Source organism: Pseudobythopirellula maris (assembly GCF_007859945.1).
Classification (GTDB): Bacteria; Planctomycetota; Planctomycetia; order Pirellulales; family Lacipirellulaceae; genus Pseudobythopirellula; species Pseudobythopirellula maris.
In genome coordinates, this window is record NZ_SJPQ01000001.1 from 1,497,906 (window position 1) to 1,509,367 (window position 11,462).

Consider the following 11,462-nt stretch of genomic DNA (forward strand, 5'->3'; position numbering starts at 1 on the left):
GGCTCGGAGCGGCGCCGAGTCGGGCTGGGGCACGAGTGCAACGACCGTCCCCCCTAAATCTAGCTTTCCCATTCACCTCGATCGATCCTCCTTGGTGCAACTCTTCTGCCGATTTGAATGAATCGCAGGGGAGAGTGAAATAGCAGTACCGGATGGGTAATCTAGGAGGGCGGCGTCGCCACAGGCCGGTCACCAGACGACCCCACCACAAGCGTCGCCCCTTCTGCTAGGATTCTCAGCTACCACTTGGCGAATGCGGGACTGAGGGCCCGCGACACGGACCGCTCACCGCCCCTTACCCACCCCGCCCTTTTTGCCAGACGTCCGGTTCCAACGCGTTGCCGTCGTAGGCGTCGGCCTGATCGGCGGCTCGATTGGCTTGGCGCTCAAAGCCCGCGGCGTCGCCGCCGAGGTGGTTGGCGTCGGCCGGAGCGAGCGGAGCCTGGGCCGCATGCGCGACGCCGGCGTGGTCGACCTCGCCACGCTCGACCTGTCCGAGGCGGCCCGCGGGGCCGATGTGGTGGTGGCCTGCACCCCGGTCGGCGAAGTGGCGGCCGCCCTGGCCCGGGCGGCCCAAGCTTGCCCCGCCGAGGCCCTGCTCACCGACGCCGGCAGCACCAAAGTCCAAATCGTGGGCGATGCGATCGCCGCGCTCGGCGCCAAGGCGCCGCAGTTCGTGGGCGCCCACCCGCTTGCGGGTGACCACCGCACGGGACCCGAATCGGCGCGGGCCGACCTCTTCGAAGGCCGCGTGATCGTGCTCACTCCCACGGACGAGACGGACCCCGCCGCGCTCCAACGGGCCCACGACTTCTGGTCGTCACTCGGAGCCGAGGTGGTGGAAACCACCCCCGAACGCCACGACCGCGGTTTGGCCGCAACCAGCCACACACCGCATGTGGCCGCGGCCGCGTTGGCGGCGGCTACGCCCGCCGAGACGCTCGACTACGCCGCCACCGGTTGGGCCGACACGACCCGCGTGGCGGCTGGCGACGCCGCGTTGTGGCGCGACATTTTGCTGCAGAACCGTGAATGCGTGCGGGACTCACTCGCCGCGTTACGCGCCCGGCTCGAAGACTACGACAAGGCTTTGGCCGACGGCGACGGCCCGGCTCTCGAACGAATGTTACTCGAAGGAAAAGAACGACGTGACGCTCTGGGAAGTTAACCTGCTGCCGGCCACCGGCGAGACCGACCGCGAAGCGCGCGCCCTGGAGCGGGCCGCCGCCGAACTGCACGACGCCTACGCCGCGGGTGAAGCCCCGATCCTGGCCGCTTCGGCGCGTGGTTTCCTCATCGGGGCGCCCTCGGCCGACGACGCGACGATCGACCGCATCGTGAGCGAGTTGCTCGCCGACCCGGTGGTCGAACGCCCGCTCGCGGGCCGGATGGGCGACATCGATTTAGCGGCGCCGCCGGCCGAGTTGGTTCAACGCGTGGGCGGTTCTCCCATCGGCTTGCTGCACGTGCTGCCCAAGCCGGGCGTCATGGACCCGGTCGCGGGCAGCGCGGAAGGCGCGATCGCCGACCTTGGCGTCGCTGAGCCGCACGTCCGTTCGCTCCGCAAGTACTGGGTTTCAGGAGTCACCCAAGACCGGCTCGAAGAACTCGCCATGAGGCTGCTGGCGAACGACGCGATCGAACAAGTGGTTGTCGGACCGCTCGCGATCACCAGTCTCGACGCCGGTGAGGATCACGCCTTCGAGCTCAAACACGTCGATATCGCGGGTCTCGACGACGAGGGGCTGATGCGACTCAGCCGCGAGGGGCAGCTCTACCTGCAACTCGCCGAGATGCAAACCATCCAGCGTTATTTCGCCGATCAGGGCCGCGCACCGACCGACATCGAGCTGGAGACCCTCGCCCAAACGTGGAGCGAGCATTGCAGCCACAAAACGCTGGCCGGACGCATCGCCTACCGCGACGAGCGGGGCGAGCGGCGGTTCGAGAACATGCTCAAGGAGACGATCTTCGCCGCCACCAATAAGTTGCGCGAGGGTTGGGGCGCCGACGATTGGTGCGTCAGCGTTTTCAAGGACAACGCCGGCATCGTCCGGTTCGACGAGACCGACAACGTTTGCTTCAAGGTCGAGACCCACAACCACCCCTCGGCGCTCGAGCCGTACGGCGGCGCTAACACCGGCATGGGGGGCGTGATCCGCGACACGCTCGGCACGGGGCTGGGTGCCAAGCCGATCTGCTCGACCGACGTCTTCTGCTTCGCCCCGCCCGACACGCCCGACTCCGAACTGCCGCCCGGCGTGCTGCCGCCCAGGCGCGTCATCGAAGGCGTCGTGGCCGGCGTGCGTGACTACGGAAACCGGATGGGCATCCCCACGGTGAACGGCGCCGTTTGCTTCGACCAGCGGTACCTGGGCAACCCGCTCGTCTATTGCGGCAACGCGGGTCTGATCCCGCACGACAAGTCGTTCAAGGAGCCCCAGCCGAACGACCTGATCGTGGCGATCGGCGGCCGCACCGGCAGAGACGGCATCCACGGCGCCACGTTCTCCAGCGCCGAGCTCACCAGCGAGAGCGAGAGCCTCTCGGGCGGGGCCGTGCAGATCGGCAACGCGATCGAAGAGAAGAAGGTGACCGACGTGCTGCTCCAAGCGCGTGACCGGGGCCTGTTCACCGCGGTCACGGACTGCGGCGCCGGCGGCTTCAGCAGCGCGGTCGGCGAGATGGGCGAAGAGATCGGGGCCGAGGTGTGGCTGGAGAAGGCGCCGCTCAAATACCGCGGTCTCAGCTACACCGAGATCTGGATTTCCGAAGCGCAAGAGCGGATGGTCTTCTCCGTGCCGGACGACAAGTGGGAAGAGATGCACGCCCTGTGCGAAGCCGAGGGAGTCGAGGCCTCGGTGCTCGGCCGCTTCACGCCGACCGGCGATCTCAAGCTCACCTTCCACGGTGAAACCGTTGGCGAGCTCCCTATGGCGTTGCTGCACGACGGCCGCCCGCCGGTCGTGCGCGAGGCTTCCTACACGCCGCCAGCCACCGAGCCTTTCTCGCCGCCCGCCAAAGACGACTACACCGAAGACCTCCTCAAGATCCTGGGCTCGCTCAACGTGGCGAGCAAGGAATGGGTCATCCGCCAGTACGATCACGAGGTGCAGGGCGGCAGCGTTATAAAGCCGCTGGTCGGCGTTCAGAACGACGGTCCGGGCGACGCGGCGGTCGTGCGTCCCAAGCTATCGTCGCGCCGCGGCTTGGTGATCTCCTGCGGCATCAATCCGCGATACGGCGAGTTCGATACGTACCGCATGGCGGCCAGCGCGATCGACGAGGCGATCCGCAACGCCGTGGCGGTGGGCGCCGACCCGACGCGACTCGCCCTGCTCGACAATTTTTGCTGGGGCGACTGCGAGCGGAGCGAGACACTCGGCTCGCTAGTCCGTGCGGCGCTGGCGTGCCACGACCTGTCGCTCGCGTTCGAGGCGCCGTTCGTCAGCGGCAAGGACAGCCTCAACAACGAGTTCAGCTACCTGGGCGCGGGCGGCGAGAAGCAAACGATCGCCATCCCGCCAACGCTGCTCATCAGCGCGATGGGCCAGGTCGACGACGTGGCCAAGTGCGTGACGATGGACCTCAAGCGGGCCGGCAACCGTCTCTACGCCGTCGGACTCACGCGTGACGAGATGGGCGGCTCTCACTTGGCTCTCGTCCAAGAACTCGCGGGTGGCGAGGCGCCTGCGGTCGACACCGATTTGGCCAAGACGGTGTTTGCCGGCGTTCACGCGGCGATCGACCAGGGGCTTGTTGCCTCGTGCCACGACGTGAGCGAGGGAGGGCTGTCCGCGGCTTTGGCCGAAATGGCTTTTGCGGGCGGCCTGGGCGTCGACGCCGACCTGTCGACGGCCCCCAGCGAGGGGCTCACCACGGCGGCCGTCGGCCTGCTGTTTAGCGAGTCGAACAGCCGCTTCGTTTGCGAGGTGGCGTCCGAGAACGCAGAGGCGTTTGAGGCCGCCCTGGGGGCGGCGCCGCACGCCGCCATCGGTGAGGTGACCGCAACCGACCACGTGGCGATCACCGCTGATGGCGCGGCCGTCCGCGCCGACCTCGCCGCCCTTAAAGAAGCGTGGCAAGCGCCGCTGCGTTGGTGATCCGAAAGTGCTCGAAGCAACAGCCGACGACCCACGGTCGTCGCAGAACTACCGAGACGCCTTCCGACGAGCGTGGCTCGTCGGCTAACAATACACGCTACGCTCAGACGCATATAATATGGCATCCCCCCGTGTGCTTGTGCTCCGTTCGCCCGGTGCGAACTGCGACGAAGAAACCGCCGAAGCGTTCCGATTGGCCGGCGGCGTTGCCCAGCCGGTTCATGTGAACCGGCTGCTCGAATCCCCCGACCTGCTGGCCGACTACCAAGTGCTCTGCGTGCCGGGCGGCTTTAGCTACGGCGACGACATCGCCGCCGGACGTGTGCTGGGCGGCCAGCTGCGCCGCCGACTGGCAGACGCCTGCCAGCGGTTTCGCGACGACGGCAAGCTCGTGCTGGGAATCTGCAACGGCTATCAGGTGCTCATGAGCGCGGGCTTGCTCGACCTCGATAGCGAGGGCGCCGAAGGGAGCGGCGAGCGTTCCGCCACGCTCGCCTGGAGCGACCGCGGCCGCTACGACGCCCGCTGGGTTACGCTCCACGCCACGCCCGGCGAGTGCGTTTTCCTACGCGGGATCGACACGATCGAGATGCCGGTGGCGCACGCCGAGGGCCGCTTCGCCATCCGCGACTCGGCGGCGCTCGATCGCCTGCGCAACGCCGGACAACTCGTGCTCCGCTACGCCGAGGGCGACAACCCCAACGGATCGGCCGACGACGTGGCCGGCGTTTGCGACCGTTCGGGCCGCGTGCTGGGGCTGATGCCCCACCCCGAGCGGTTCATCGACGCCACCCAGCACCCGTGCTGGACTCGCAGCGGGCTGAGCGGTGAAGGGGCGGGGCTCGCGATCTTCCGCAACGCGGTGAGCTTCTTCGATTGAGCCGCCCCGCTGGGCTCAGCGTTGCGGGGTCGACGCGCTGGGCTCAGAAGCAACCCCCGGGGCCCGCACGCCTGGCCGCTCGATAGCGCGGACCATGACGCCGTCGACACCTGCCGTGACCACGCCCTCCACGCCGATTCGGAGCACGACCTCTCCGTCGCGCGGCGCTGCGCGAAGCAACCGAAACGGGGTCCAACGGTCAGGGCCCTCGATTTTGAGCGACAGTGTTTCGCCCCCAAGCGAATCGCTCAGCACCAAGTAACCGGCCCCGGATGTGCGGGCCCAGCCGGTAAACTCGAGCAGTTCGCCCCGTCGCACCGTCACGGGCGGCGACTCGATCGCTTCGGCGCGTGCGGGCGTTCGGCCGACGACTCGTAAATAGCGTTGGCCGTGCGGCGACTCCTGGTCGGCGGCGAGGTCGACCTCGGCCGTCGACTCAGCCCCTGCCTTGTGACGGCGCCAGCCGAGCCGTCTGGTCTGTTCGATTTCTTCAAAGCTGCCGCCGTAGAGTCGGTTGGGGCCTCGTGGCAGCGTGGCCAGCAGGTGCGCAAGCCGAAAGTGGTCGGTCAGTGTCTCGGGGACGAGCGACAGCGGGGCGCTGTCGTGCAAGCCCTCGGGCCGAGCCAGCTCGAGCCGTTTCTCGGCCACCACGTCGGCGAGCCGCTGCGCTTCGTACGACGAGCGATACGCCGTGGCGAAGTCGCGGGCGACCAGCGCCAGCCGCGCCTTGCCCAAAAGCCCTTCAACCGCGCGACGTGTCGTCGGATCGAGCGCGTCGCGGTCCTCGAGCGCCGCCATCGCTAACTCGCGTTGCAGCGCAGCCGCTCGGGGGGCCACACGGCTGGTGTACTGCTCAAGCGAACGCGTGACACGGGGGTCGTTCGACACTAACAGAAACTCTCCCCCCGCGCCTTGCTCCGCAGCCACGCTCACTCCGCCGGCGACACGTCTCGCCCGACGGCCCGACAGGCCTGCTGGCGAGAGCCCCGCCACCCGCGCCCCGTCGCTGAGCCCTCGCAGCAGAACGGATTGGCCCGGCTCGGGAGGCAACACGAGCTCTACCCCTTGCCTTTGGAACGCCGCGAGTGGCGGTGAATCTGCTGCGACCCCATCGACCGTATGCCGCCGGCTCCCCATCAGCCATGGCTCGATCAAGGCAAGCCGCAGGTTCAGCATCTCGAGCGATTTCGCCATCCGACCGGCGAACTGATCGGCGGCGGTGATCGGCTCCTCGGTCCAAACCACCAACCCGCGGGCGCCGAGCTCCACGGCGCGCCAGGCGGCGGCGGTCGTTTGGTGCGGGGGCGTCCAACGCGGGGGAGCCCATTCGGGCAAGAGCGTCTGGATCTGCTCCGCTAGCGCCGGCTCAGGAGAAGCGGAGGCGATCGCCAAGATCGGCGTCCCGGCTCGTGACTCATTGACGGCCCTTTCGAGCAGCGAGCGGCGGCTGCCGCTGACGGCCACCACCAGCCCGTCGACCGAGCGACTCCATGCGCCGAATGACTCGGTGGTCCGAGCGAGCAACGGACGCCGCAACCCTGTGGAGAGTCGACGGACACGATCGATTTCCACCAGCGCCGAGTCGAGACGCAGGCGGTCCGCTTCGCCCGGCAGCACCCAAGCCACCACCGGCGCCCAATCGGCGGACGTGTGGGTCTCGAGCGTCTCGGCCGATGGCGGCGGACAGAGAACACGCAGTTTCGCTGCGGCGATTTGCTGGAGGGTTTTCGCGTCGGGCGTTTCGTCCAGCCAAACCGTGTTGAACCCGCGCTTCGCTAGCTCCCCGAAATCTTCATCACGCCAGCGGCAGGCGCGAGGGAAGAAATACTTCTCGTCGATACGCAAGCCGCCGCTATGAATTGTTATCTCGGGACCTACGGTCGTCTTCTCCAACGCCGAAAGTGCGGGGCCCTCGGCTGCGGCGCCGAGGTCGGATCCGTCGGCAGCGGCTTCAGAGCTTTGCGGTGTCGAGACCGACGCCACCTGGGCGACGCTCTCGAGGCGGACTTCATCGATCCACAGCCGCACGCCACGCGGGTCGCCGGGACAGACAATCGCCACGCGTTCGACGTACGCCTCGCGCTCGTCGATCGCCGCGAACCGCTCGTCGAGCCGGAGCCCACGCGCGGCGCGTTTTACCGCAATGGGCAGCCCATCGAAACGCATCGTGGCCCACGAGCCGGCCCGCTCGTAGCGCTTTTCACTCCGCACGAGCACCCGTGCCGGTTCGCCTGTTCGTGGATCGGTCACCCTAGGCAGTACGACCTCTACAGCCAGAAGTGCGCCGGGATGGTCGGAACGGAAGTCGACCTCGACCCCTAGCTCATCGATCAACGCCGCCTTGGGCACGGTTCGGGTGAAAAGGCAAGAAGTGCCGGCTGGGCAGGCGTAGTTCGCTAGTTCAGCAAAACCCGGCTCGTTGCCGTTGCGGATCGAAACGCGTTTGTGGTGGTACAGCTCGACCTGAGCGACGCCGGGCCGCAACTCCCAACTCGTGGCGGGGGCGTCGCACGGATCCGACCAAGGCTCAGCCAAGGCGTCCGCAGTGCTGAAACAAGCTAGCACGACACCAAGTGTCCAGAACGGCCTCCTCAGGAGTTGAAGCGGGCCGATCTGGCGAGACTTATTCATGACAAACGGACGTGGACTACGGTCAACAACTCGGCCGCGGCGAAGTAGCAGAAACGCCACACGGTGGAGAACGCATGTAAGTAGCGGCTATATCAGGATTTGAGGTCCCCGGCCAGACGATTGTGTGGCGTTGTTGCAACAATGCCGGCCGCCACGGCACGCCGCAGGCGCCAATGGCTTGCCTTTGCGTAAGTCCAGTGCTTAGAATCAGTTGTGGCGGTGTCGGAACAGAGTGGCAGAGGTAATTGGCTCGGACTGGCGCGCTGACTGCAATGTGTGTGAGGCAACGCCCGCCTCTCACCGGAGATTCGCAACATGCCCGTATCTAAAGCCAATAACACCGCTCCTGTCGCCGAACTCCCCGCAGACCTCACTCGGCTTGTCGAAGCCGTGCAGGGTTTGCCGGAGGAGCACGCCGCTCGGATCCAGCCGCTCCTCGACCAAGTGGTCGAGAGCACGACCCGCCGTCGGCGTATCTTGTCGTTGGTGCAGGACGCGCTCAGCCAGTTGCGGCTTGACATGAAGTACCTGATGTTTGATCTCGAAGCGACCCGTCGTGAACGCGACGAGTGCCAAGCCAAGCTGCGAAACTGGGAGAGCGACACCGACCAAGGCGAATGAACGCAAGCGACAGCACGTTGTCGTCATCGCGGGGCATAAGGATCGGGCCCCGGCGTTCCACCGCCGTTGGGTCGTGTCGCACCGGCTAGCAACTCTTGGCGTAGCCGTCGCCGCGAGTCGTGTTGTCGCCAGCCGACCGAACGGATAGCCTCGGCCTACCTAAACCGCTGCTCCCCTTAAGCTATGCCCGCGATCGCCACCGCCGAAGAACTCGCCCAGCGGGCCGTCGACGCCAACGTGCTCGACGGCGCGCAAGCGCAGGCGGTGTGGGGAGAATTCGGCTCACGCAACGTGAGCCTGGGCGACTTCACCCAGGCCTTGTTGCGCAAGGACTACCTCACCAACTATCAGATCGACCGGCTGACTCGTGGCCTTCGCGACGGCTACTACTACGGCGACTACAAGGTGCTCTACTGCGTGGGCGCCGGCACGTTCGCCCGTGTGTTCCGCGCTGCCCATCGCGAGACCGGCAAACTGGTTGCGGTGAAAGTGCTTCGCAGTCGACACAGCAGCGACCCGAAGGAGGCCGAGCTCTTCCGCCGCGAGGGGGACCTTTGCAAGGGCCTCGTCCACCCGAACATCGTGCCGATCCACGAGGTCAGCTCCCGCGGGTCCGAGCACTTTATCGTGATGGACTTTATCGAGGGGCGCAACCTCCGCGACTTCTACAAAGTCCGTAAGAAGTTCGGCTACGAGGAGGCCTCGCGTATCGTTTCCGGCATGCTGGCCGGTCTGCACTACGCCTTCCAGAAAGGTGTGACGCACCGCGACTTGAAGATGTCGAACGTTCTGGTGGCCAGCAACGGTGTGGCGATGCTCGTTGACTTCGGCCTCGCCGGGCTCGACGCCGAAACCGGCGACGGCGACGCCGCCAACCAGCGCTCGATCGACTACGCCGGCCTGGAGCGCGCCACAAGCGTGCGCCGCGACGACATCCGCAGCGACATTTTCTTCGCCGGCTGCATCTTCTGGCAATTGCTCGCGGGCAAGCCGCCGATGGCGGAGACGCGTGACCGCATGCAGCGGCTCGCCAAGTCGCGCTTCAAAGACATCCCGAACCTGCTCGAATCGGCCCCCGAGACCCCGCTGGCGATCTCGCTGGTGGTGAACAAGGCGATCGAATTCGACCCGCAGCGTCGCTACCAGTCGCCCGGCGATATGCTCACCGACCTGAAGCTCGCCCTCAGACGCGTCGGCGACGGCGCCGCGGCTGGCAAACGCGAACTCGCCAGCCAGGAGGGCATCGGCCCCGACGGCCAGCCGCGCAAGATCATGGTCGTCGAATCCGACACCAAGCGGCAGGACGTGCTCCGCGATCTGTTCAAGCGAAACGGTTACCGGGTACTCGTCTCGGGCGACCCGAACCGAGCGCTCGAGCGTTTCGCTTCCAATCCGCAAGCGGCCGAGGTGATACTGTTCTGCGCCGCCACCGTGGGCGCCGACGCCCTCGACGCGTTCAACGCTTGCGCCGACGACGCCCAGCTGCGGAACATGCCCGCCGTGCTCCTGCTCGAGGAGGCGCAGGCCAGTTGGGCCGCCGCCGCCAAGACGGGCGAGCACCGCGGCGTGGTCACCATGCCGGTGAAACTACGCAAACTCCGCGAGGCGGTCCTTGCGGCCCTCGGCGCACAAGTCGCGTCCTGAGACACTTGTCTCCTGACGAGCGATTCAGCCCCGTCTCCCTGTGGTGTAGCCCAGGCCGAAAAACACCATGGCGACCGCCACGCCAATTAACAGCGATTGAGCGTCCCTAAAGCCGTCTTCGTAGACGCTAAAAGCGAGCAGCCCCAGAGTGACAACTCCGGCTGCGTGGCAACCAAGGCCTGCTAGCCGGTTGAAGCCTTCGCGGGCACCTGCGGGAGTGTCTTCGTCTTGTCGGGGATTTTCCATCGTTCCAATATTATCATTGTTCCCGAGCAGTCCAAAGCCAGCATGCTACAGGGACACCAGCCAGCCCGCGAATTCTTCCGCCGCACGATCCAAGCAGGCCGCCTGGCGAGCACGTACCTGTTCGTCGGCCCCGAGGGGATCGGCAAACGGACCTTCGCTCATTGGCTCGCCAAGGCCCTCCAGTGCTCGGGGTCCGACTCGAATGGGCTCGAGGCTTGCGGGCGGTGTGAGTCGTGCCTGCTCTGCGACGCCGGTTCGCACCCCGACGTGCTCACGGTCGCCCGGCCCCCGGGCAAGTCTTCGCTGCCGCTCGACCTGTTCATCGGCCGCGCCGAGCACCGCCACCGCGAAGGGCTGTGCCACGACATCGCGCTGAAGCCTTACCTCGGCCGGCGGCGGGTGGCGATCATCGACGACGCCGACGCGCTCGGCGTGGAGAGCGCGAACTGCCTGCTCAAAACACTCGAAGAGCCGCCCCCTCACTCGGTGCTGATCTTGATCGGGACGAGTCTCGCACGGCAACTGCCGACCATCCGCTCTCGGGCCCAGGTGGTGCGGTTCGCCCCACTCGACCCTACGACGGCGGCTCAGGTGCTCGAATCTCTCCCCGAGTGGACCGCCGGAGCCCCCAGCGAAGGGCGGCCCGACGCGGAGACACTCGCTCGCCTGGCCCGCGGCAGCGTGTCGCGAGCCCTGGCGTTGTCCGACGGCTCGGCCGAAGAGGACCGCCGCGCGGTTCTCGGCTGTCTCGAGCGTTCGGTGGGCGACCCGCTGAGGCTTGCCAAACTCCTGCAAGAACGGACCGATTCGGCGGGAAAACAGGCCTCGGAGCGTCGCGACCGCCTGCGGAGACTCATCGGCTTCCTCGTCGAATCCGGTCGCGAAGCGATGCACGCCGCGGCCGCTGCCGGGACCGACCCCTCAGGGGCTCTCTCGATGGTCGAGGCGTGCCTCGACGCCGAGGAGGCGATCGATCGAAACGCCAACCTCGCGAACGTGGTCGCGCGGCTGGCTCAGCAACTCGCCGCGGCGGCCCCGCGAGCCGTTGCCGCACGGGGTCAAGCGGTTTGATCGCCGCGACGTGTTGACACCCCCACGCCGGGGCCGGTAGCTTGATCGGCCTGCTACGGCAATTGCCGCCTCACTCTTGGCGAGGCGGCCTCACGAATGGACTCCTCTCTTATTTTGGGCTCCCCGCCGGGGGGCCGGTCCGGGAGCGGCGCTGGTTGGATAAACGCATCGACTTGGCTATCGCGGCGCCGCCGCCCCCGCCTGACCACGATGCGACTTGCGACCGGCCCATACCCACAAAGCAATGACTTCCCACGCAGTGCGAT

8 protein-coding genes are annotated in these 11,462 nt (G+C 67.1%); 6 read left to right on the top strand and 2 right to left on the bottom strand.

From position 1 onward, the window contains the following. The first annotated feature begins 313 nt into the window (after window positions 1-313). From Mal64_RS05555 to Mal64_RS05565, 3 genes are all read left to right on the top strand, one after another. A complete protein-coding gene (locus Mal64_RS05555; RefSeq protein WP_146397868.1) occupies window positions 314-1,168 on the top strand; it encodes a prephenate dehydrogenase in 855 nt (284 codons plus the stop codon). After that, the gene (gene purL / locus Mal64_RS05560; protein ID WP_146397870.1) at window positions 1,149-4,103 is read left to right on the top strand and encodes a phosphoribosylformylglycinamidine synthase subunit PurL; all 2,955 of its coding nucleotides are present in this window, start codon (window positions 1,149-1,151) and stop codon (window positions 4,101-4,103) included. The genes Mal64_RS05555 and purL overlap by 20 nt, the downstream gene beginning before the upstream one ends. Window positions 4,104-4,221: 118 nt before the next feature. Next, window positions 4,222-4,983, top strand: a complete 762-nt coding sequence (locus Mal64_RS05565; protein WP_146397872.1) for a phosphoribosylformylglycinamidine synthase subunit PurQ — start codon at window positions 4,222-4,224, stop codon at window positions 4,981-4,983. Between the two features lie 15 nt (window positions 4,984-4,998). Here Mal64_RS05565 and Mal64_RS05570 read toward each other — a convergent pair whose 3' ends face one another. After that, a complete protein-coding gene (locus tag Mal64_RS05570; RefSeq protein WP_146397874.1) occupies window positions 4,999-7,518 on the bottom strand; it encodes a hypothetical protein in 2,520 nt (839 codons plus the stop codon). Window positions 7,519-7,929: 411 nt separating this feature from the next. Between Mal64_RS05570 and Mal64_RS05575 the strand changes: the two genes are divergently transcribed. Together Mal64_RS05575 and Mal64_RS05580 are read left to right on the top strand one after the other, a co-directional pair. Further along, window positions 7,930-8,235, top strand: a complete 306-nt coding sequence (locus tag Mal64_RS05575) for a transcriptional regulator (protein WP_146397876.1) — start codon at window positions 7,930-7,932, stop codon at window positions 8,233-8,235. Window positions 8,236-8,418: 183 nt separating this feature from the next. Beyond that, window positions 8,419-9,879 carry a serine/threonine-protein kinase gene (locus Mal64_RS05580; protein ID WP_146397878.1) on the top strand — a complete coding sequence of 487 codons (1,461 nt, stop codon included), beginning with the start codon at window positions 8,419-8,421 and terminating at the stop codon, window positions 9,877-9,879. 24 nt (window positions 9,880-9,903) lie between these two features. On the opposite strand, the gene Mal64_RS19685 is transcribed toward Mal64_RS05580, so the two are convergent. Next, on the bottom strand, window positions 9,904-10,125 hold the full coding sequence (locus Mal64_RS19685) for a hypothetical protein (protein WP_197525477.1): 222 nt from the start codon (window positions 10,123-10,125) through the stop codon (window positions 9,904-9,906). A gap of 42 nt (window positions 10,126-10,167) precedes the next feature. Here Mal64_RS19685 and Mal64_RS05585 point away from each other — a divergent pair, with 42 nt between their 5' ends. After that, the gene (locus tag Mal64_RS05585) at window positions 10,168-11,196 is read left to right on the top strand and encodes a DNA polymerase III subunit (RefSeq protein ID WP_146397880.1); all 1,029 of its coding nucleotides are present in this window, start codon (window positions 10,168-10,170) and stop codon (window positions 11,194-11,196) included. Window positions 11,197-11,462: the final 266 nt, after the last annotated feature.